Genomic DNA, 21,824 nt, shown 5'->3' with positions numbered 1-21,824 from the left:
AATAATCCATTGCGACAATGATATTAATAATAAAGTAATTAATGGTAGCTCTTTATTGAAAGAGTGATATAAAGATTGATATTCAGGAAGTACATAAACCAGAAGCATAATAGTGATAGCAAAAAGAGCAATGATTAGAAAAATAGGGTATTTAAATGCTTTTTTTATTTTTTTTATAATTTCTTGTTGTTTTTTAAGTTGATTTACTTTTAGTATGATTGTTTCATCTAATTTTCCGCTCTCCTCACCGATATAAATAAAATGAGTAAGTGATAAAGGAAAATATAAAGGATAACGATTTAATTGTTTAGAAAAAGTACTTCCTTGATTTAGGTGATAGATAATATCGTCTAAAACGTATTGCCAATGAAGATAGCGACATTCATTTTTAAGTAATATTAATGAAGCTAATAATGCTAAACCTGCTTGTAAAAGCAACGTAAGTTGTTCAAAAAAGTGAATCCGATATTGTTTATCACTTTCTTGGAAAAAAATAATTTTATGTAACGTAATTTTAATGGGTGTTTTTTGTTGTTGAATAAGTGTGGTGTAAACATGAGATTTGCTTCTTGCTACTATTTTCCCTGTATTAAACTCATTTTGATATGTTAAAGCTTCATATTGAAAAATAAAATGTAGCTTCATATTATTTCACCAGCAACTTGATAAAGCTCCTCTATTGAGGTTACGCCTTGTTCAATAAGTCTGATGCCAGATTGGAGTAGAGCATAAGGTAATGGTTGTTCTTGTTTTGTTAGTTCAAAACAATCATAGATAGCCGTTCTTCCTTGATATCCTGAATAACAAGATTGACAGCCAACGGCTTGCCAATAAGTTACATTGATTAGCTTATCTCCTAAATAAATAGGTCTTGTTTCTTTTGCTTTAATTTTGCAATGTATACATAAACACCGAACAAGGCGTTGAGATATAATTAAGTTAACGCATGTGTTTATTAAATCTTTTGCAATACCTAAATTAATTAAACGCATTAAGGTTGCACGGGTTGAATTAGTATGAAGTGTTGATAAAACAAGATGACCTGTTTGGGCTGCTTTTATTGCTATTTCGGCTGTTTGCTGATCACGTATTTCACCAATCATAATAATATCGGGATCTTGACGTAATAAAGCACGTAATAGAATAGAAAAAGAAATGCCGGCTTGTTCGCATATTTGAATTTGATTAATACCACTGATAGGTAATTCGATAGGATCTTCGATACTATTAATATTTTTATTGTCATGATTTAAATATTGCAAACAACTATAGAGTGTCAATGTTTTTCCACTCCCAGTAGGACCAGTAACTAATATCATGCCTTGAGATGCATTAAGATATTTTTTTAGTAATGTAAGATGTGAAGGTTTAAAACCTAATAAACTTAATTCAAGTTGTTGTAAATTGTTTATTAAACGTAAAACAACTTTTTCGCCATAAAAAGTAGGAAGTGTCGAAATACGAATTGAATAGGCTGTTTCATGATGTGACCAATTAAATTGGCCATCTTGAGGTAATCGTTTTTCTGCAATATTTAGATTAGCTAAAATTTTTAAGCGAGTAATTATTTCTTTGCATAGTGAGTGAGAAATAGACTCAAAGAGATATAAATGGTTATCTATTCTCGCTCGAATTCTAAAGGCTGTTTCTTGTGGCTCAAAGTGCAAATCTGAAACTCGTTTAAGAATACTTTTACGCAAAAGTTTTTCAATGTATTCAGCCGCTGTATGTGGTGTATTCATCGTTACCTTCTATTTATTTTATTTTTTTATTATGACTCAGTGAATGATGTGAAAAATAGGAACAAAAAAAGCGTTGTTCCTATTTTATTAATAAAGAAAGTCAGTTGATTTTTAAAATTTGGCTACATTGTTTTTGCAAGGATTTGTTGCCTGAATGACATGTAACTAACCAATGTGGCAGATTATCCGCTGTATTCTTTTCAAGTGTCATTTTAATTGCTAAATCGTCTAGCTGAGCCTTACCTGTGGCGTAAATTGTGTTCTTATCAACGTTAATATCCGAGATATATCGGCTACTGAATTGTTCAGGTATAAATGCAGAATCTGAATTACATTCACTGAACTGATTATCATAGTGACACAGTTCTACGGCTGAACGATAAGGTGATAGCGTTTGTAATACATCTGTGAGTGCTGCTTTGTGGAGATAGCCTTGGTAAGCGGGAATTGCTACAGAACTTAAAATAGAAATTATCGCAATAACAATCATAAGTTCCATAAGGGTAAAGCCATTTTCTGCTGAATGAAAATTAAGTGTGTGCATCCATTATCCTCCCTGATTAATAAACAGCGAGAGTATGAAAAAAAACGGCTTAATTAGCGAATGGTTAACAGAAAGTTTGAGTAAAATATCGAAAAGAAAAAAGCGTTATACAAAATTAATCTCTATGATTGAGAGGATGTTCGCATTTATTGTCGAATAAAAGTTAGAAAAATGATTAATAATTGTTTTAAATAAGTTTAAAGAGTGGATTGCTGTGGAGATAAAGCAAGGTTGGTTAGTGGGGGCAAAACATGTGCCTTCCCCAAATTTCGATAAACGACCAAAAGGTGATGAAATACCTTCGTTATTGATTATACATAATATTAGTTTACCACCTGGACAATTTGGTGGGTCTTATATTGACCAACTTTTTACGAATACATTATCTGCATCTGAACATCCTTTTTTTCGAGAAATTGAAGGGCTAAGAGTCTCTGCTCATTGTCTTATCCGTCGTGATGGTGAGATTGTGCAGTATGTTTCTTTTACTGATAGAGCATGGCATGCGGGCGTTTCTTTATATCAAGAAAGAGAAAAATGTAATGATTTTTCTATTGGTCTTGAGCTTGAAGGTACTGATGAATGCGATTTTACGGATGTTCAATATACGCAACTAGTTGAATTAACTCAGTCGCTTATCTCTCTTTATCCTCAAATTGAAGACAATATAACAGGCCATAGTGATATTGCACCTAGCAGAAAAACCGATCCTGGCCCCCATTTTAATTGGTCATCTTATCGGTCTTTATTAACAAGTAGGCTCTCTAGGTGATTTTTTAATGAATAAAAATAAATAAATATTCAAATTTTCCTTGCTGTAACGGTTCAGTCTGACTGAGTATGTGTATAAAAGATGTTAAAAAAGCGTGTTTTTAACATTTCTATATAATGAGATCTAGTTATTACTTTTAATTAGTTTTTAAAAAAAATTGTTAAATTTTGCAGGTTTTTATGATTTCGCTCAACAACTGTATGGACAGTTAGTGAATACTTTGTTACTTTATTATTCGTTACATTAAATTGGTATTACCAATTGACAATCCAATTACCAAGGTAATAGTTATCCAATAATGACTTCTAGCAATATGGCATATACAAAAATCCGCCAACCTAAGCTTTCTGATGTCATAGAGCAACAGCTTGAGCATCTGATCCTAGAAGGCACGTTGCGTCCAGGCGAAAAATTATTACCTGAGCGTGAGCTGGCAAAACAATTTGATGTATCTCGACCTTCATTGCGTGAAGCAATCCAAAAACTAGAAGCTAAAGGCTTTTTACTGCGTCGCCAAGGTGGCGGTACTTTTGTACAACTTAACATGTGGCAAAGCTTTAGTGACCCTTTAGCACAGTTACTCAGCGGACATCCTGAATCCCAATTTGATCTTTTAGAAACCCGTCATGCACTTGAAGGAATCGCTGCTTATTATGCAGCATTACGAGGTACTGATGGCGATTTGGCACGCATTAAAGCGAGTCATTTGCGTATTAGTGATGCGCATGAAAAAGGGGATATCGCCGCTGAGTCTGAAGCTGTATTACAATATCAGCTTGTTGTTACAGAAGCTGCTCATAATGTTGTTTTATTGCATCTGTTAAGATGTATGGTACCGATGTTAGAGCAGAACATTCGTCAGAATTTTGAATTTCTTTACACTCGTAAAGAGATGTTAACGGCTGTAAGTGAGCACCGTACACAGATTTATCAGGCGATTATCAATAGAGAGCCAGAGAGTGCGCGTGAAGCATCTCATCGTCATTTGGCATTTATTGAAGATGTTTTGTTGGACATGAGTCGTGAACATACTCGCCGTGAGCGCTCTTTGCGCCGGCTCCAGCAACACCCTGATTTATTTTAGTAGCACAGATCCTGACCGCTGAGTCTGTACTACCAATCTCCCCGCTTTTTAAGGGGGTAGCGGTAATAACAGCAAGGGCTTCTCTTCCCGTCGTATCTTGAAAGTATAACGAGAAGATAGGCTCCCATAACCATTAAAATAGATAACAGATAAGGAATACACCATGTCAGATATGCTGAAAAATGACGTGGATCCGATCGAAACTCGCGATTGGTTACAAGCGATCGACTCGGTCATCCGTGAAGAAGGTGTTGAGCGTGCACAGTTTTTGATTGATCAGGTATTAAAACAAGCTCGTAATGGCGGTCTTAATATCGCATTAGGTGGCTCTATACACAGCGATTATATCAATACTATTTCTGTCGAAGACGAGCCCGCTTACCCCGGCAATCTGGAATTAGAGCGTCGTATCCGTTCTGCTATTCGCTGGAATGCGGTAATGATGGTTCTACGTGCTTCCAAAAAAGATTTGGAACTCGGTGGACACATGGCGTCTTACCAGTCCGCAGCGACTTTATATGAAGTTTGTTTTAACCATTTCTTCCGTGCTCATACTCAAAATGATGGCGGTGATTTGGTTTACTTCCAAGGTCATATCTCTCCTGGGATCTATGCTCGTGCATTCTTAGAAGGTCGTTTAACTGAAGAACAATTAAATAATTTCCGTCAAGAAATTGGTGGTCATGGTTTATCTTCTTACCCTCACCCTAAACTGATGCCTGAATTCTGGCAGTTCCCAACAGTTTCTATGGGTTTAGGACCTCTATCTGCAATTTATCAAGCTAAATTCTTGAAATATTTAGATCACCGTGGCCTAAAAGATACGACTAAACAAACTGTTTATGCGTTCTTAGGCGATGGCGAAATGGACGAACCAGAATCTAAAGGTGCGATTACTATCGCAGTTCGTGAGAAATTAGATAATCTGTGCTTCGTTGTTAACTGTAACTTACAGCGTCTTGATGGCCCTGTAACAGGTAACGGTAAGATTGTTAACGAATTAGAAGGTATCTTCGCAGGTGCTGGCTGGAACGTTATCAAAATTATGTGGGGCGATCGTTGGGATGAGCTACTACGTAAAGACACATCAGGTAAATTAATCCAGTTAATGAACGAAACACTGGATGGCGATTACCAAACATTCAAATCACGTGATGGCGCATACGTTCGTGAGCACTTCTTCAATCGTTACCCAGAAACAGCTGCATTAGTTAAAGATATGACTGATGATGAAATTTGGGCATTGAACCGTGGTGGTCATGATCCTAAGAAAGTCTTTGCTGCATTCCAAAAAGCAAAAGACACTAAAGGCCAACCAACTGTTATTTTAGCTCAAACCATTAAAGGTTATGGTATGGGTGAAACGGCAGAAGGTAAGAACATTGCTCACCAAGTGAAAAAAATGAACATGGATGGTGTGAAACACTTCCGTGATCGTTTCAATATTCCTGTTAGCGATGAGAAAGTAGCAGAACTCCCTTACATCACTTTTGAAAAAGATTCAGAAGAGTATAAATATCTGCATGATCGTCGTCAGGATTTAGGTGGTTACTTACCAGCTCGTCGTCCACGTTTTGATGAAAAACTAGATATCCCTACACTGGAAGATTTCAGCCAGTTACTGGAAGAGCAATCTAAAGAGATCTCTACAACAATTGCATTTGTTCGTGCATTAAACGTAATGCTGAAAAACAAATCAATTAAAGACCGTTTAGTACCAATTATTGCTGATGAAGCACGTACTTTCGGTATGGAAGGTCTGTTCCGTCAAATCGGTATTTATAGCCCGAATGGCCAACAATATACGCCTCAAGACCGTGAGCAAGTAGCTTACTATAAAGAAGACGTTAAAGGTCAAATTCTGCAAGAAGGTATCAACGAACTGGGTGCTGGCGCATCTTGGTTAGCGGCTGCAACATCATACAGTACTAACAATCTGCCAATGATCCCATTCTATATCTACTACTCAATGTTTGGTTTCCAACGTATTGGTGACTTATGTTGGGCTGCTGGTGACCAACAAGCTCGTGGTTTCTTAATCGGTGGTACTTCTGGTCGTACAACATTGAATGGTGAAGGTTTACAGCACGAAGATGGTCATAGCCACATTCAATCACTGACTATTCCTAACTGTGTCTCTTACGATCCAGCATTCGCTTATGAAGTTGCTGTTATTATGCAAGATGGTTTAGAGCGTATGTATGGTGATAAACAAGAAAACGTTTATTACTACATTACAACGCTAAATGAAAACTACCACATGCCAGCAATGCCAGCAGGTACTGAAGAAGGTATCCGTAAAGGTATCTATAAACTGGAATCTCTGGAAGGCGCGAAAGGTAAAGTTCAATTACTGGGTTCAGGTTCTATCTTACGTCATGTCCGTGAAGCAGCACAAATTCTGTCAGCTGAATACGGTATTGGCTCTGATGTTTATAGCGTAACATCATTCACAGAACTAGCTCGTGATGGCCAAGATTGTGAACGTTGGAATATGCTACATCCTTCTGAAGCACCACGTGTTCCATACATTACTCAAGTAATGAATGATGCACCTGCTGTTGCATCTACAGACTATATGAAACTGTTTGCAGAACAAGTGCGTACTTACGTTCCTTCAGATGACTACCGCGTATTAGGTACAGATGGCTTTGGTCGTTCTGATAGCCGTGAAAACCTACGTCACCACTTTGAAGTCGATACTTCTTATGTGATTGTTGCGGCTCTAGGTGAATTAGCGAAACGTGGTGATATTGATGTGAAGATTGTTGAAGAAGCAATTAAAAAATACAACATCAATCCTGAAAAAGTAAACCCACGTCTGGCGTAAGAGGTAAAAGTTAATGTCTATCGAAATTAAAGTTCCTGATATCGGTGCTGATGAAGTTGAAGTCACCGAAGTCATGGTGAAAGTCGGCGATCGTGTTGAGGAAGAACAATCCTTAATTACTGTAGAAGGTGATAAAGCTTCTATGGAAGTGCCTTCACCAAAAGCGGGTGTCGTTAAAGAGATTAAAATTGCTGTCGGCGATAAAGTCGAAACAGGCTCTCTTATCATGATTTTTGAAGCAGAAGATGCCGCGCAAGCGGCTCCAGCAGAAAAAGCAACGCCTGCACCAGCAGCATCTGCTCCTGCTTCTAGCGAATTAAAAGAAGTTCACGTACCTGATATTGGTGGCGATGAAGTTGAAGTTACAGAAGTGATGGTAAAAGTGGGTGATTCAATCACTGCTGAACAATCACTTATCACTGTTGAAGGCGATAAAGCTTCAATGGAAGTGCCAGCACCATTTGCGGGTGTGGTAAAAGAAATTAAAATTGCAACTGGTGACAAAGTTAGCACTGGTTCCCTTATCATGATGTTTGAAGTTGCCGGTGCTCCATCTGCTGCTCCAGCATCAGCGCCAGCACAAACTGCATCGGCACCAGCAACTTCTGCGGTGAAAGATGTTAATGTACCTGATATTGGTGGCGATGAAGTTGAAGTTACAGAAGTGATGGTAAAAGTAGGTGATTCAATCACTGCTGAACAATCACTTATCACAGTAGAAGGTGATAAAGCTTCAATGGAAGTGCCAGCACCATTTGCGGGTGTAGTAAAAGAAATCAAAATTGCAGTAGGCGATAAAGTGAGTACTGGTTCGCTTATTATGACTTTTGAAGTTGCTGGTGAAGCACCAGCAGTTGCGGCGACTCCAGCGCCTGCACAATCAGCGCCAGCACCCGCTGCATCATCACCAGCGCCAGCAAAAGCTTCATCTTCTGCACCAGCAGCTAAAGAAGAATTTGTTGAAAATGATGCTTATGTGCATGCAACACCGGTTATTCGTCGCTTAGCACGCGAATTCGGCGTTAACCTCGCGAAAGTGAAGGGTACTGGTCGTAAAGGTCGTATCTTACGTGAAGACGTTCAGTCTTACGTGAAAGAGTTAATTAAACGTGCTGAATCTGCGCCAGCTAATGCAGGTGGTGGATTACCAGGTATGTTACCTTGGCCGAAAGTTGACTTCAGTAAATTCGGTGAAATTGAAGAAGTCGAAATGAGCCGTATCCAGAAAATCTCTGGTGCTAATTTAAGCCGTAACTGGGTAATGATCCCTCATGTAAATCTGTTCGATGAAGCAGATATCACTGAGGTTGAAGAATTCCGTAAACAGCAAAATAAAGAAGCAGAGAAGAAAAAACTGGATGTTAAGATAACGCCATTAGTCTTTGTGATGAAAGCGGCTGCAAAAGCACTGGCTGATATGCCTCGCTTTAACAGTTCTATCTCAGAAGATGGACAGAAGCTTATCCTGAAAAAATACATCAATATCGGTATTGCTGTAGATACACCTAATGGTTTAGTGGTTCCAGTTTTCAAAGATGTTAACAAAAAAGGCATCTTAGAACTCTCTTATGAGCTGGCTGAAATCTCTAAGAAAGCGCGTGCAGGTAAACTGACTGCTTCTGATATGCAAGGCGGATGTTTCACTATTTCAAGCCTTGGCGGTATCGGTACTACCGGTTTTGCACCAATCGTCAATGCTCCAGAAGTGGCGATTATGGGTCTGTCTCGTTCTTCAATGAAACCAGTATGGAACGGTAAAGAATTCGTACCACGCTTGATTTTACCAATGTCATTATCTTTCGATCACCGTGTGATTGATGGTGCTGATGGCGCTCGATTCATCACTCTGATTAATCAGTATATGAGTGATTTACGTCGTTTGGTAATGTAATCTTAAAAACCGGTGCTTAGCACCGGTTTCTCTGATTGCGATGATCGGATTTTACACTCATACATCTGAGGTTGTGAGATCCGTCATGTTAGAGCGCTTTTCAGTTTATTAACATTTCTGTAAACTGCATGCGGTATGTAAGTCTCGGTGTTAAATATGGATTATCGTCTGACTCGCCGGACAAATAAATAATGAGGTCACGATGAGTACTGAAATTAAAGCACAGGTAGTGGTTCTCGGTGCAGGCCCTGCGGGTTATTCCGCGGCGTTCCGTTGCGCTGACTTAGGTTTAGAGACAGTTTTAGTAGAACGTCACTCTACACTGGGTGGTGTTTGTCTAAACGTGGGTTGTATTCCTTCTAAAGCATTACTCCACGTTTCAAAAGTGATTGAAGAAGCAAAAGCATTATCTGAGCACGGTGTTGTTTTTGGTGCACCTAAAACCGATATTGATAAGATTCGTATCTGGAAAGATAAAGTTATTTCTCAGCTAACTGGCGGCTTAGCAGGTATGGCTAAAGGTCGTAAAGTAACAGTGGTTAATGGTGAGGCTCGTTTCACGGGTTCACACACTCTGTCAGTTGAAGGCACTGAAGGTGCAACAACAATTACTTTCGATAATGCTATCGTAGCCGCGGGTTCTCGCCCAATTGAATTACCCTTTATTCCTCATGAAGACCCACGCGTATGGGACTCAACAGATGCGCTAGAACTGAAAAATGTTCCTGAGCGTTTACTGATTATGGGGGGCGGTATCATCGGTCTAGAAATGGGGACTGTATACCATTCTCTGGGTTCTCAGATTGACGTTGTTGAAATGTTTGATCAAGTGATCCCAGCTGCCGATAAAGATGTTGTTAAAGTTTTCACTAAACGTATCAGCAAAAAATTCAACCTGATGCTAGAAACCAAAGTCACAGCAGTAGAAGCCAAAGAAGATGGTATCTATGTGACAATGGAAGGGAAAAAAGCACCAGCAGAACCACAACGTTACGATGCAGTCTTAGTTGCTATCGGTCGTGTACCAAATGGTAAGCTATTAGATGCAGGCCAAGCAGGTATTGAAGTTGACGATCGTGGTTTTATCCATGTTGATAAACAAATGCGTACTAACGTGCCTCACATCTTTGCTATTGGTGATATCGTTGGTCAACCAATGCTAGCACATAAAGGTGTTCATGAAGGTCACGTTGCTGCTGAAGTTATTGCAGGTAAGAAACATTACTTCGATCCTAAAGTTATTCCATCAATCGCTTATACTGAACCAGAAGTTGCATGGGTTGGTCTGACTGAAAAAGAAGCGAAAGAGAAGGGAATTAGCTATGAAGTGGCTTCTTTCCCATGGGCCGCATCAGGTCGTGCTATTGCTTCAGATTGTGCTGATGGTATGACTAAACTGATTTTCGACAAAGAATCTAACCGTGTTATCGGTGGTGCAATTGTTGGTTCTAACGGTGGTGAACTGTTAGGTGAAATCGGTCTTGCTATTGAAATGGGTTGTGATGCTGAAGATATCGCATTAACTATCCACGCTCACCCAACGTTATACGAATCAATCGGTATGGCTGCGGAAATATTTGAAGGTAGTATTACTGACCTGCCAAATCCAAAAGCGAAAAAGAAAAAATAATCTGTTTTTATAACTAAGACAGTTTAAATGATAAGGGCTAAGTTCTAGGAACTTAGCTTTTTTTTGCGAAATAAAAATATGTTTATTTTGCATTCAGTTTTTGGTGCTATCTTATACTCTTTTTTATTATTTGCTGATAAATTCTACTTTAGAGCAATAATAAACGCATAAATCAGTATTAAAAGTATGGTCTTTAGTTAAAATATTAGTTAAAAGTCCTTATTATATATTTTGTTTAAGTGATTTAGTCTGAATAAGTGGATATTTGAATCTGGTTAATGTTACTTTTATGTGAACGAATTAACATAGTGTTGAAGTTTTGCTATGCTGGTAAGCCTTAGCTGGGCATAATTTCGCAACCACATATCTATTATGCGAGCAAAAGATCCTCTGACCTGGCATCCAACTAGATAGGGTGCAGACAGCCGGGTTATACAAAATGACAAAGAAGCGAGGAGAAAGTCGTGCTAGAAGAATACCGTAAGCACGTAGCAGAGCGTGCAGCTGAAGGTGTCGTTCCAAAACCTCTTGATGCCACACAAACAGCGGCACTTGTTGAGCTATTAAAAAATCCCCCTACAAACGAAGAAGCATTTCTTCTTGATTTAATTACTAACCGTGTACCACCCGGTGTTGATGAAGCAGCCTATGTTAAGGCAGGTTTTTTAACTGCGCTCGCAAAAGGTGAAACATCATCACCGCTAATTTCGCCAGAAAAAGCCGTTGAATTATTAGGTACTATGCAAGGCGGTTATAACATCCATGCATTAATTGAAGCGCTAGATGACGAAAAGTTAGCGCCAATCGCCGCGAAAGCACTTTCACATACATTATTGATGTTTGATAATTTTTATGATGTGGAAGAAAAGGCGAAAGCAGGTAATGAATATGCCAAGCAAATTATGCAATCTTGGGCTGATGGACAGTGGTTTACACAGCGCCCTGAACTTGCAGAAAAGATAACTGTTACTGTATTTAAAGTCATTGGTGAAACTAACACCGATGATTTATCACCTGCACCTGATGCATGGTCTCGCCCTGATATCCCATTACATGCACTTGCTATGCTTAAAAATGAGCGAGAAGGCATTGAACCTGATCAACCTGGTAATGTTGGACCAATTAAACAAATCGAAGCATTAAGCCAAAAAGGTTTCCCTCTTGCTTATGTGGGTGATGTGGTGGGCACTGGTTCATCACGTAAATCAGCGACTAACTCTGTTTTATGGTTTATGGGTGATGATATTCCATTTGTACCTAATAAACGCGGTGGTGGTGTTGTTCTAGGTGGTAAAATTGCGCCTATCTTCTTTAATACAATGGAAGATGCGGGTGCATTACCAATAGAAGTAGATGTTTCTAAACTTAATATGGGTGATGTCATTGATATTTATCCGTATAAAGGTGAGATTCGCAATCACGAAACTGATGAGTTATTGGAAACATTCGAACTCAAAACCGAAGTACTGATTGATGAAGTACGCGCTGGTGGCCGTATACCTTTAATTATTGGTCGTGGTTTAACATCAAAAGCACGTGAAGCATTAGGATTACCGGTAAGCACGCTTTTCCGCCATGCGAAAACGGTAGAAGAAAGCAATCGCGGTTTCTCCCTTGCTCAAAAAATGGTAGGTCGAGCTTGCGGGCGTGCGGGTATTCGTCCTGGTGAATATTGCGAACCTAAAATGACATCTGTTGGCTCGCAGGATACAACAGGGCCAATGACTCGTGATGAGCTTAAAGATCTCGCCTGCCTTGGTTTCTCTGCTGATTTAGTCATGCAGTCATTTTGTCATACAGCAGCATATCCAAAACCTGTAGATGTGACAACGCATCACACATTACCTGATTTTATTATGAACCGTGGTGGAGTTTCACTACGTCCTGGTGATGGTATTATTCACTCTTGGTTAAACCGTATGTTATTGCCTGATACTGTTGGTACTGGCGGTGATTCTCATACTCGTTTCCCAATTGGTATATCATTTCCAGCAGGTTCTGGATTAGTCGCTTTTGCAGCCGCTACGGGTGTTATGCCACTGGATATGCCTGAATCTGTATTAGTGCGCTTTAAAGGTAAAATGCAACCTGGCGTAACATTACGCGATTTAGTCCACGCAATACCTTATTACGCAATTAAAGATGGCTTATTAACGGTAGAGAAAAAAGGTAAGAAAAATATTTTCTCTGGCCGTATTCTTGAAATTGAAGGTTTGCCTGATCTTAAAGTTGAACAAGCATTTGAACTTGCTGATGCATCAGCAGAGCGTTCAGCTGCGGGTTGTACTATCAAATTAGACCAAGCACCGATTATTGAATATCTCCAATCTAATATCACCTTACTAAAATGGATGATTGCAGAAGGCTATGGTGATCGTCGTACTATTGAGCGTCGTATTAAATCAATGGAAAATTGGTTAAATGATCCTCAATTACTTGAAGCAGATGCAGATGCAGATTATGCGGCAGTTATTGAAATTGACTTAAATGAAATTAAAGAGCCTATTTTATGTGCACCAAATGATCCAGATGATGCACGCTTATTATCAGATGTTGCGAATAGCAAAATTGATGAAGTCTTTATTGGTTCTTGTATGACGAATATTGGTCATTTTCGGGCTGCGGGTAAATTGCTAGATCAACATAAAGGCCAATTACCCACTCGTTTATGGGTTGCACCACCAACGAAGATGGATGCCGCGCAATTGACTGAAGAAGGTTATTACAGTGTCTTTGGTAAAAGTGGGGCTCGTATAGAAATACCCGGTTGTTCATTATGTATGGGTAACCAAGCTCGTGTTGCTGATGGTGCAACGGTTGTATCGACTTCAACACGTAACTTCCCAAATCGTTTAGGTAATGGTGCAAATGTTTATTTAGCATCAGCAGAACTGGCTGCTGTAGCATCTCTTTTAGGTCGTTTACCTGAACCACAAGAATATCTTGATTTCATTAATAAAGTAGATGAAACCGCAGAAGATACTTACCGTTATCTTAACTTTGACCAACTTGAACAATATACGGATAAAGCGGAACAAGTTATTTTTCAAACGATAGTTTAGTGATTAATCTTTAACGCGTATTGCCGTTAATATAAACAAACGGGAGGCAAAAGCCTCCCGTTTTTTGTTATTTTTGTCATAATATGGAAAGATAACTGTTCATTAAAGCAAAGCAAATAAAAGGCATATACCATGGATTATGAATTCAAACGAGATTTGACTGGCGGTATATTAGCTCGTTTTTCAATGGATCATGAAGCAATAGGTTATTGGCTAAATGATGAAGTGCAGGGTGATATCAGTCTTATTGATCAAATTTTAGAAGAAATGGACGCGATAAAAGGGAGTGAACGCCAATGGCAATTAATTGGTAAAGAATACAGCTTATCAATTGATGATGAAGAGATAATGATCAGAGCTAATACGCTTCATTTTGAAACGGAAGGGCTTGAAGAAGGGATGAGTTATTATGATAACGAAAGTATCTCTTTTTGTGGTCTAGATGATTTTGCTACTATGCTACAAAAATATCGGTTATTTATTCTGGAAAATTAAAGAAATTAACAAATCCTATATATTTTTAAAATGTATATGCCACAATATTATTGAATTGCTATTCTTATCATTATGTTTTAAAGCTTAAAAGGTGGTCTAATGAATGAATTACCCGCTAGTTTAGACGAAGCAACAGGCTGGTTCGTCAGTAATCAAGATCTTTTTATTCAATATGCGGTGAATATCGTTGCCGCCTTTTTGATCCTTTTTGTGGGACTTTTTGTTGCAAAGTTAGTTTCTAAAGGGGTTTCAAGAGTATTAACGTTACGTCATATTGATGAAACGGTTGTTTCTTTCTTATCCGTTTTAGCTCGTTATGCGGTTGTTGCTTTCACGCTAATTGCCGTTTTAGGACGACTCGGTGTTCAAACCGCGTCAGTCATTGCGGTATTAGGTGCTGCCGGTTTAGCGGTTGGTTTAGCATTACAAGGTTCTCTGTCTAACTTTGCGGCGGGTGTCCTTATTGTTATCTTCCGCCCTATTCGCGCTGAAGAGTATGTAATGATTGGTTCAGTAGAAGGTACAGTTAAAGATGTACAAATTTTCTCAACCACATTACGTTCAGCAGATGATCGCATTATTGTTATTCCAAATAGCAAAATCATCAGTAGTGATGTTATTAACTTAAGCCGTGAACCTAATCGTCGTACACAAATTATTGTTGGTGTTGCTTACGATGCAGATATTGATCAAGTTAAACAAGTACTTGGTGATGTTATTGCAAAAGACAAACGTATTCAGCATGAAAAAGGTGTGACTATTCGATTAAATGAAATGGCACCTTCATCACTGAACTTTGTTGTTCGTGTATGGACGACTAACGGTGATGCACTTCCCGTTTATTGGGATTTAATGGAAGATTTTAAACGCACATTAGATGCACATAACATTGGTATTCCATTCCCACAAATGGATGTTTATATGCATCAAGCGCCAAACGCGACAGCAAAAGCTGAATAAGCACATCAAATAAGCTAAAAATAATATAGCCACGTAAATAACGTGGCTTTTTTATCGCTATAATTTCTATTATTAGCCTTCCTTATTAACAATAAGAATCATTCATTTTATCTAATGGCAAAAAACACTTATTATTCATTCCATATTTATGAATAATTATGAAGGTGTTTTGCATGTTTTCGACATTTTTTCAGGGCTTTTTACTCAGCGCTGCGATGATATTACCTTTAGGCCCTCAAAATGCCTTTGTTTTACAACAAGGCAGTAAACGGCAATATCATTTGATGAGTGCATTTTTATGCGCATTAAGTGATGTTATTTTAATTGCAGGTGGTGTTTTTGGTGGTAGTGCACTGTTGAGTCAATCAGAAACGCTATTACTCATCATTACATGGAGTGGCGTTGCTTTTCTCTTATGGTATGGCTGGCAAGCTTTTAAGGGGGCTTTTGCAAAAGAGATTGTTCTATCTGAGATTGAAACCCAAGTACGCAGTCGCTGGCGTGTTGTTGTAACACTATTTGCGGTAACTTGGCTTAATCCTCATGTCTATCTTGACACCTTTGTGGTACTTGGCAGTATCGGTGGACAATTAACATCACACTTACGCCCTTGGTTTACTTTGGGTGCTATTTTTGCCTCAATGAGTTGGTTTTTTATATTAGCGCTTCTTGCTGCTTGGTTTTCACCGATATTAAGTAGGCCACGCTCGCAACGTATTATTAATTTATTTGTTGGCGGTGTTATGTGGTTTATTGCAGTACAATTAGCATCTCAAGGATGGAAAATACTTTTTCACTCTTAAAGATCTTTACAAGATATATGCTAATGTTCTTTCTAGCGATAAATTAAATGGTTTTCATCATTATTTTGTTAGGGGGTTTTTGTGAAATTAAAAACGATAGCATTAGCATCTGTACTCGCACTTGGGTTACCCTCAATTGCCTTAGCCGCTTCTGAACCAGAAGGGGCACATATTACCACATCAGGTAATTCAACAATAAAAGCAGTACCTGATATGGCAACCATCAATATTCAGGTGAGTGAAACGGCTAAGGATGCCGCTGGTGCAAAAAAACAAGTTGACGAACGCGTCGCAAAATACTTTGATTTCTTAAAAGAAAATGGAGTAGAGAAAGCCGATATTAATGCTGCGAATATTCGTACTCAACCTAACTATGAATATGACAAAAAATCAGAGCGTTCAGTTATTAAAGGTTATAGTGCAACGCGTACGGTTGATGTCAAAATTAAGAATCTAGATAAACTAAATACACTGCTTGATGGTGCACTTTCAGCAGGTTTAAATGAAATCACTAATGTTGAATTTGGCGTAAACAACCCAGAGCAATATAAAGCGAAAGCGCGAGAAGAAGCGATTAAAAATGCAATTACTCAAGCAAGCTCTGTGGCTAAAGGTTTTGGCTCTGATTTAGGTGCAGTTTATAGCATTAGCTATCGTGCTCCTGATGCAACGCCTTATCCAATAGCTAGAATGAAAGCGAATTTCATGGCAGCGCCAGCTGATGTCGCCGTGCAAGAAACTTATGAGCAACAAAGTATTGAATTTAAAGATAATGTTGACGTGGTTTTTGAATTAAAACGCGCAAAATAAAATCGATTCTTATTACTAATAAAAAGGCTCTCATTACGGAGCCTTTTTTGTGGATAATAACTCGGGTTTATTCACTCACCTTCATTTTGTTTTAACACTTTTCGACCAAAATCAATCAGTGCATCGGTAACTTTCCTCATTGTTCTGCTTTCAGGCGCAAAACGATGCCAATACAGCATACGGCGTTGATAAAGCCCAGGAGTTAAATCAATTAATTCACCATTTTCTAGTTCGTCTGCAATTTGTAGATGAGGGATCATACAACAGGTTGAGCCTTGCTTAGCTAATTGAACAAAGGCTTCAGATGAATTAACAATATGACAAGGTACGCTACCTGGTGATAGGCCAAAATTTTGTTGTAAAAAGGCTTGATGCATATCATCAAGATGGTCAAAGGCCACCGCAGGCGCTTTTAGTAGTGAGGATTTTGTGACGCCATTGGTAAAATAACGTTCAGCAAAATCAGGCGATGCCACAAAGAGATAATCTAACGCACCTAACTTATCAACTAGACAACTTGGCAATGCTTGAGGATGAATACTAATAGCACCGACCACTTCACCACGCCTTAAGCGTTCTTGTGTACGTGTTTCATCTTCTACTTGGATATTAAGGCGAATAGGTAATTGTGTTAAAACAGGGTGTAATGCAGGAAGTAACCACGTTGCCAAACTATCAGCATTAACAGCAAGAGAGAGTAATAACGGTGTAGAACCGCTATTTTCATCACCTAACCATTGTTCTTCTAGTAATTCAACTTGATGTAATAGTGCAAGTAATTTTTGGCCTTGCTCTGTAGGCTGAGGTGGTACTGTGCGTACTAATAAAGGTTGTCCAAACAAATTTTCTAATTGTTTGATTCGTTGAGAAACGGCAGATTGCGTAATACATAGCTTTTGCGCCGCTCTTTCAAAGCCTCGCTCACGTATAACGGCATCAAGGGCTTGTAATGCTCGATAATCAGGACGTTTCATTAAAGACTCTCTGTGATTTTATATTCTTCTATCTACTATGCCATAATTTTTGCTGTTATGAGTTAAAATGTTGCTTCTCAGTTTTTGATATGCCTCCTGCTAGTTTTAAAAGCAATATGCTATTCTTATTCCACTAATGTGATAATTAAGGTTTTTTTAAATGACTCAGGATGAATTAAAAAAAGCAGTAGGTTGGGCCGCCCTCGAATATGTCAAGCCAGACACAATTGTTGGTGTAGGAACAGGCTCTACCGCATCTCATTTTATTGATGCTTTAGCAACAATGAAAGGGAAAATTGAAGGTGCTGTTTCAAGCTCAGAAGCATCAACTGCAAAATTAAAAAGTTATGGTATTCCTGTTTTTGATTGTAATGAAGTCGATACATTAGATATTTATGTTGATGGTGCTGATGAAATTAACCATCAGATGCAAATGATCAAAGGCGGAGGTGCAGCACTAACTCGCGAGAAAATTATTGCGGGTGTGGCAAAAACCTTTATTTGTATCGTTGATGGGTCTAAGCAAGTCGATATTTTAGGTAAATTCCCTTTACCTATCGAAGTTATACCAATGGCTCGCTCTTATGTTGCTCGTGAATTAGTGAAATTAGGTGGATTACCTGAATATCGTGAAAATGTAGTTACCGATAATGGTAATGTTATTTTAGATATTTATAACCTGAATATTCTTGATCCTATTGCACTTGAAAACAAAATAAATGGCATCCCAGGTGTCGTTACAGTAGGTTTATTTGCTAACCGTGGTGCAGATATTGTACTAATGGGCACAGATAATGGTGTAAAAACTATAAAATAAAGAATAATAGATAGGTAGTTAAAACTACCTATTTTAAAATTATTTTAGAAACTGCAAATTCAGTGATATATATCACACGAAAGAATTATCTCTGACTAATATCCTGCTATTTTCCTCGTCAAAATCATTTTACTCGGTAGAAAATCACTTTATTTATTGCTTATTCTGCGGTTATTGCAATCGGTTGTATTGCTACAAACTCTATTTTTGTTATGTTGATGGAATAGGATGAATTTTTTATACATGTAACAATGATAGGGCAGGGTAAATGGTCAAGGTATCTTTGGAAAAAGAAAAAATAAAATTTCTACTATTAGAAGGTGTGCATCAAAGTGCAGTCGATAGTCTTAAAGCCGCTGGTTATACAAATATTGAATATCATAAAGGTGCATTATCGACAGAAGAATTAAAAGAAGCCATTCGTGATGCGCGTTTTGTAGGGCTTCGTTCCAGAACTCATTTAACAGAAGATGTTTTTGCAGCTGCTGAAAAATTAGTTGCTGTAGGTTGCTTTTGTATTGGTACAAATCAGGTTGATTTAGATGCTGCTTCTCGCCGTGGTATCCCTGTCTTTAATGCGCCATTTTCAAATACTCGTTCCGTAGCTGAAATGGTATTAGGGGAATTGCTTCTTCTACTACGTCGTATTCCTGAGGCAAATGCAAAAGCACACAGAGGTGTTTGGGATAAACAAGCCAAAGGTTGTTTTGAAGCAAGAGGTAAAAAACTGGGTATTATCGGTTATGGTCATATCGGTACTCAGTTAGGTATTTTGGCTGAAAATGTCGGTTTAGATGTTTATTTCTATGATATTGAGAACAAGCTCCCTTTAGGAAATGCAACACAAGTTCGTCATCTTTCAGAGCTTTTAAACATGTGCGATATTGTTAGCTTACATGTACCTGAAACACCATCAACAAAAAATATGATGGGCCCTAATGAAATTGAACGCATGAAACCAGGTGCTATTTTGGTTAATGCATCTCGTGGTACTGTTGTTGATATTCCAGCACTCGCAAAAGCATTAGAATCAAAACATTTATCAGGTGCTGCGGTTGATGTTTTTCCATCAGAGCCTGGTGCAAATAATGATCCTAATGATCCGTTTATTTCTGAGCTCATTCCTTTTGATAATGTTATTTTGACGCCACATATTGGCGGTTCTACTCAAGAAGCCCAAGAAAATATTGGTTATGAAGTTGCAGGTAAATTATCAAAATATTCTGATAATGGTTCTACATTATCAGCAGTGAACTTTCCTGAAGTTTCATTGCCAAGTCATGGAGACGATGTAAATCGTTTATTACATATTCATGAGAATCGTCCTGGTGTTATGAATAGCATTAATAACGTATTTACAGAAGAAGACATTAATGTTGCTGCTCAATATTTACGTACAGCGGGTAATGTCGGTTATGTTGTCATCGATATTATGGCGAAAAGCCCACAACAAGCCGAAATTGTCTTGCAAAAAATTAAAGCATTACCAGGAACAATTCGCGCTCGTATGCTGTATTAATGATTAATTTACGGTCTATATAAATAAATTAGGCTCGAATATTTCGAGCCTAATTTATTTTATTATTGGGTTTGTTGTTCCCATAATTTACGATAAAGTGAAGGTGTATTCAGCAATTCTTGATGAGAGCCTGTCTCGATTACACGGCCTTTATCAATAACATAAATATAATCTGAATGAACTAATGTATTAAGGCGATGTGCAATACTAATAACCGTTCTGTTTTTACATATCGCGGATAAATTCGTTAGAATATGAGCCTCAGATTCATAATCAAGGTAAGAATCAGATGATAAGAATTAATCGTGAAAATTAAACCTTTATTATCATGCTGTTATCAACCTTAGTTTTATGTTTTCTGACCTTTCATTTTGTGTCTGTGTCAAAATTGTGACTTGTTCGCTATATTTGCTTAAATGCTCACCACTTAGGTGGGCATATTTTTTAACCATCTCCAAGGTTTCCCAACCTCCCATTTCTTTAAGCGCCATAAGCGGAGTTCCTCTTTGAACATGCCAGCTAGCCCATGTATGCCTTAGGTCATGAAATGTAAAATCAGCCAATCCTGTTCTCTTTATGGCTCTACTAAAGTCCTCTCTGCTATATACTATCTTTCTATTTCCATTATTGGTGAAAATCAAATCATATAACCTTGGGATTGACCTTAATAGTGATACCGCTTCGTCATTTAATGGCACAGGCCTGGCTTTCTTTGATTTCGCATTATCTGCTGTTACATAAGCTAGTTTTCTATCTAGGTCTACATTTTTCCACGTAAGAGAAAGAAGCTCGCCTTTCCTCATCCCTGTAAGAAGAGCTAGTGAAACTAATTGCTTCATCCACTCAAGATTTAGGTTGTTAATTAATTCCTGAGCTTGCTCTAATTCTAGCCATCTAACCCTTATGATTGGTTCTCTCATTCTTGGGGTGAAATTTTGCGATTTAATCCAGCCCATTTTATACGCCAAAGAGAACGCCCTCATGATAAATGATCTGTACCTATTTTTTGTTGCGTTAGTTAATTTACATTTGGTTATCGGGCTATAATCAGGTAAAGAATTTGCAATATCTTCATTAGTTATAGATGATAATTTTCTACCTCCGAATACAGTAATAAAATATTTAGCGTATGTTTGTTTTATTTTATATGATGCCTGCCCTTGAGAATCCCTAAGAACCAGCACAATGATATCTTCAAATATTCTATCAACTTGTTTTCCTAGCCTTTCCTGTTGCCACAGGTCGTGCTTTAGTTTATCGTGATATTCTTGTGCTTTTGTTTTGTCTGAGGTGCCAGTAGAGCGTCTAATTCTCTCGCCAGTTGGGGAGGATACATCGACCCAATATTTTTTCCCTCTTTTGTAGATCGGCATTTTGAATTTCTCCTGCCACCGACCACAGCCAGCCGGTAAACATTATTGTCATTAAGCTGCGCCTGTTCAAACTTTTTCAGGCTTTCCTTGTTAGCTCGCCATGAACCACCTACACGAAACATAAAAAACTTAGCTGGGTTTCTGTAGATGGTCGATGGTGAGAGTTTCAGCTTCCTTGCATACTCTTTCAAAGTTAAGTAGTCGTCATCCATGCCTCTCTTCCTTTTGTAATTTACGTAGGTAATGCGATGCTATCCATTCTTCCGTTTATATTGTTCATGGTCATCACCACAATCTTTACTGCAATATGCGCTATTAGGTGCAACTGGTTCTTCATGACACCAAATACACATTCCGTTATATGATTTAATTGCTGGTGGTCTATTGGATAATGAAGCTTGAATATGTAATTGCTCTATTTCGCTTGCTGAGTCGATAATATCCATAATTTACCTATGCTATTTTCCATTTATTTAATATTTGACTGCCGATATTAATTATTAAACTCTATATCCTTT

General features: G+C 38.2%; 18 protein-coding genes. 12 read left to right on the top strand and 6 right to left on the bottom strand.

Annotated elements, in window-relative coordinates:
• From M983_RS04500 to ppdD, 3 genes are all read right to left on the bottom strand, one after another.
• Positions 1 to 645 (bottom strand): type II secretion system F family protein (locus M983_RS04500; protein ID WP_210433227.1); only part of this gene is annotated, 645 nt, incomplete at its 3' end.
• Positions 642 to 1,742, bottom strand: a complete 1,101-nt coding sequence (locus M983_RS04495; RefSeq protein WP_066747661.1) for an ATPase, T2SS/T4P/T4SS family — start codon at positions 1,740 to 1,742, stop codon at positions 642 to 644. The genes M983_RS04495 and M983_RS04500, both read right to left, overlap by 4 nt.
• A 100-nt stretch (positions 1,743 to 1,842) precedes the next feature.
• Positions 1,843 to 2,286 carry a prepilin peptidase-dependent pilin gene (gene ppdD, locus M983_RS04490; protein WP_066747658.1) on the bottom strand — a complete coding sequence of 148 codons (444 nt, stop codon included), beginning with the start codon at positions 2,284 to 2,286 and terminating at the stop codon, positions 1,843 to 1,845.
• A gap of 214 nt (positions 2,287 to 2,500) precedes the next feature.
• On the opposite strand from ppdD, the gene ampD reads away from it, so the two are divergent.
• From ampD to M983_RS04440, 10 genes are all read left to right on the top strand, one after another.
• A complete protein-coding gene (gene ampD, locus M983_RS04485; protein WP_066747655.1) occupies positions 2,501 to 3,058 on the top strand; it encodes a 1,6-anhydro-N-acetylmuramyl-L-alanine amidase AmpD in 558 nt (185 codons plus the stop codon).
• Positions 3,059 to 3,371: 313 nt separating this feature from the next.
• The gene (gene pdhR / locus M983_RS04480) at positions 3,372 to 4,142 is read left to right on the top strand and encodes a pyruvate dehydrogenase complex transcriptional repressor PdhR (protein WP_066747677.1); all 771 of its coding nucleotides are present in this window, start codon (positions 3,372 to 3,374) and stop codon (positions 4,140 to 4,142) included.
• Between the two features lie 163 nt (positions 4,143 to 4,305).
• Positions 4,306 to 6,972, top strand: coding sequence for a pyruvate dehydrogenase (acetyl-transferring), homodimeric type (aceE, locus tag M983_RS04475; RefSeq protein WP_066747652.1), 2,667 nt, complete (start codon positions 4,306 to 4,308; stop codon positions 6,970 to 6,972).
• A 13-nt stretch (positions 6,973 to 6,985) separates the two neighbouring features.
• Positions 6,986 to 8,863, top strand: coding sequence for a pyruvate dehydrogenase complex dihydrolipoyllysine-residue acetyltransferase (gene aceF, locus M983_RS04470; RefSeq protein ID WP_066747650.1), 1,878 nt, complete (start codon positions 6,986 to 6,988; stop codon positions 8,861 to 8,863).
• Positions 8,864 to 9,065: 202 nt separating this feature from the next.
• Positions 9,066 to 10,493, top strand: a complete 1,428-nt coding sequence (lpdA, locus tag M983_RS04465; protein WP_066747647.1) for a dihydrolipoyl dehydrogenase — start codon at positions 9,066 to 9,068, stop codon at positions 10,491 to 10,493.
• 464 nt (positions 10,494 to 10,957) lie between these two features.
• Positions 10,958 to 13,555: a bifunctional aconitate hydratase 2/2-methylisocitrate dehydratase gene (gene acnB / locus M983_RS04460; protein WP_066747644.1), complete on the top strand. Its 2,598-nt coding sequence runs from the start codon at positions 10,958 to 10,960 to the stop codon at positions 13,553 to 13,555.
• 132 nt (positions 13,556 to 13,687) lie between these two features.
• Positions 13,688 to 14,050: a YacL family protein gene (locus M983_RS04455; protein WP_066747641.1), complete on the top strand. Its 363-nt coding sequence runs from the start codon at positions 13,688 to 13,690 to the stop codon at positions 14,048 to 14,050.
• 99 nt (positions 14,051 to 14,149) lie between these two features.
• A complete protein-coding gene (mscS, locus tag M983_RS04450) occupies positions 14,150 to 15,010 on the top strand; it encodes a small-conductance mechanosensitive channel MscS (RefSeq protein WP_066747638.1) in 861 nt (286 codons plus the stop codon).
• A gap of 173 nt (positions 15,011 to 15,183) precedes the next feature.
• On the top strand, positions 15,184 to 15,813 hold the full coding sequence (gene argO, locus M983_RS04445) for an arginine exporter ArgO (protein WP_066747635.1): 630 nt from the start codon (positions 15,184 to 15,186) through the stop codon (positions 15,811 to 15,813).
• An 81-nt stretch (positions 15,814 to 15,894) separates the two neighbouring features.
• Positions 15,895 to 16,623, top strand: a complete 729-nt coding sequence (locus M983_RS04440; protein ID WP_066747632.1) for an oxidative stress defense protein — start codon at positions 15,895 to 15,897, stop codon at positions 16,621 to 16,623.
• A gap of 71 nt (positions 16,624 to 16,694) precedes the next feature.
• Here the strand turns inward: M983_RS04440 and M983_RS04435 are convergent, their stop codons facing one another.
• On the bottom strand, positions 16,695 to 17,597 hold the full coding sequence (locus M983_RS04435) for a LysR family transcriptional regulator ArgP (protein WP_066747629.1): 903 nt from the start codon (positions 17,595 to 17,597) through the stop codon (positions 16,695 to 16,697).
• Positions 17,598 to 17,757: 160 nt separating this feature from the next.
• Here M983_RS04435 and rpiA point away from each other — a divergent pair, with 160 nt between their 5' ends.
• Together rpiA and serA are read left to right on the top strand one after the other, a co-directional pair.
• Positions 17,758 to 18,414, top strand: coding sequence for a ribose-5-phosphate isomerase RpiA (rpiA, locus tag M983_RS04430; protein ID WP_066747628.1), 657 nt, complete (start codon positions 17,758 to 17,760; stop codon positions 18,412 to 18,414).
• Positions 18,415 to 18,682: 268 nt separating this feature from the next.
• The gene (gene serA, locus M983_RS04425) at positions 18,683 to 19,933 is read left to right on the top strand and encodes a phosphoglycerate dehydrogenase (protein ID WP_066747626.1); all 1,251 of its coding nucleotides are present in this window, start codon (positions 18,683 to 18,685) and stop codon (positions 19,931 to 19,933) included.
• Between the two features lie 326 nt (positions 19,934 to 20,259).
• Here the strand turns inward: serA and M983_RS04420 are convergent, their stop codons facing one another.
• Both M983_RS04420 and M983_RS04415 read right to left on the bottom strand, forming a co-directional pair.
• The gene (locus M983_RS04420; RefSeq protein WP_066747624.1) at positions 20,260 to 21,306 is read right to left on the bottom strand and encodes a tyrosine-type recombinase/integrase; all 1,047 of its coding nucleotides are present in this window, start codon (positions 21,304 to 21,306) and stop codon (positions 20,260 to 20,262) included.
• A 251-nt stretch (positions 21,307 to 21,557) separates the two neighbouring features.
• Positions 21,558 to 21,752: a hypothetical protein gene (locus M983_RS04415; RefSeq protein ID WP_066747622.1), complete on the bottom strand. Its 195-nt coding sequence runs from the start codon at positions 21,750 to 21,752 to the stop codon at positions 21,558 to 21,560.
• Positions 21,753 to 21,824: the final 72 nt, after the last annotated feature.

The sequence above is a fragment of the Proteus myxofaciens ATCC 19692 genome, assembly GCF_001654855.1.
GTDB classification, from domain to species: Bacteria; Pseudomonadota; Gammaproteobacteria; order Enterobacterales; family Enterobacteriaceae; genus Proteus; species Proteus myxofaciens.
The sequence above is the reverse complement of the archived record's forward strand: the minus strand, read 5'-3'. Positions and strand labels throughout refer to the sequence as shown.

Coding starts and splice junctions, on each gene's coding strand:
- M983_RS04495 (WP_066747661.1), bottom strand. CDS start 1,742: ATGAATACACCACATACAGCGGCTGAATACATTGAAAAACTTTTGCGT.
- ppdD (WP_066747658.1), bottom strand. CDS start 2,286: ATGCACACACTTAATTTTCATTCAGCAGAAAATGGCTTTACCCTTATG.
- pdhR (WP_066747677.1), top strand. CDS start 3,372: ATGGCATATACAAAAATCCGCCAACCTAAGCTTTCTGATGTCATAGAG.
- aceE (WP_066747652.1), top strand. CDS start 4,306: ATGTCAGATATGCTGAAAAATGACGTGGATCCGATCGAAACTCGCGAT.
- aceF (WP_066747650.1), top strand. CDS start 6,986: ATGTCTATCGAAATTAAAGTTCCTGATATCGGTGCTGATGAAGTTGAA.
- lpdA (WP_066747647.1), top strand. CDS start 9,066: ATGAGTACTGAAATTAAAGCACAGGTAGTGGTTCTCGGTGCAGGCCCT.
- M983_RS04455 (WP_066747641.1), top strand. CDS start 13,688: ATGGATTATGAATTCAAACGAGATTTGACTGGCGGTATATTAGCTCGT.
- mscS (WP_066747638.1), top strand. CDS start 14,150: ATGAATGAATTACCCGCTAGTTTAGACGAAGCAACAGGCTGGTTCGTC.
- argO (WP_066747635.1), top strand. CDS start 15,184: ATGTTTTCGACATTTTTTCAGGGCTTTTTACTCAGCGCTGCGATGATA.
- M983_RS04435 (WP_066747629.1), bottom strand. CDS start 17,597: ATGAAACGTCCTGATTATCGAGCATTACAAGCCCTTGATGCCGTTATA.
- rpiA (WP_066747628.1), top strand. CDS start 17,758: ATGACTCAGGATGAATTAAAAAAAGCAGTAGGTTGGGCCGCCCTCGAA.
- serA (WP_066747626.1), top strand. CDS start 18,683: ATGGTCAAGGTATCTTTGGAAAAAGAAAAAATAAAATTTCTACTATTA.
- M983_RS04420 (WP_066747624.1), bottom strand. CDS start 21,306: ATGCCGATCTACAAAAGAGGGAAAAAATATTGGGTCGATGTATCCTCC.
- M983_RS04415 (WP_066747622.1), bottom strand. CDS start 21,752: ATGGATATTATCGACTCAGCAAGCGAAATAGAGCAATTACATATTCAA.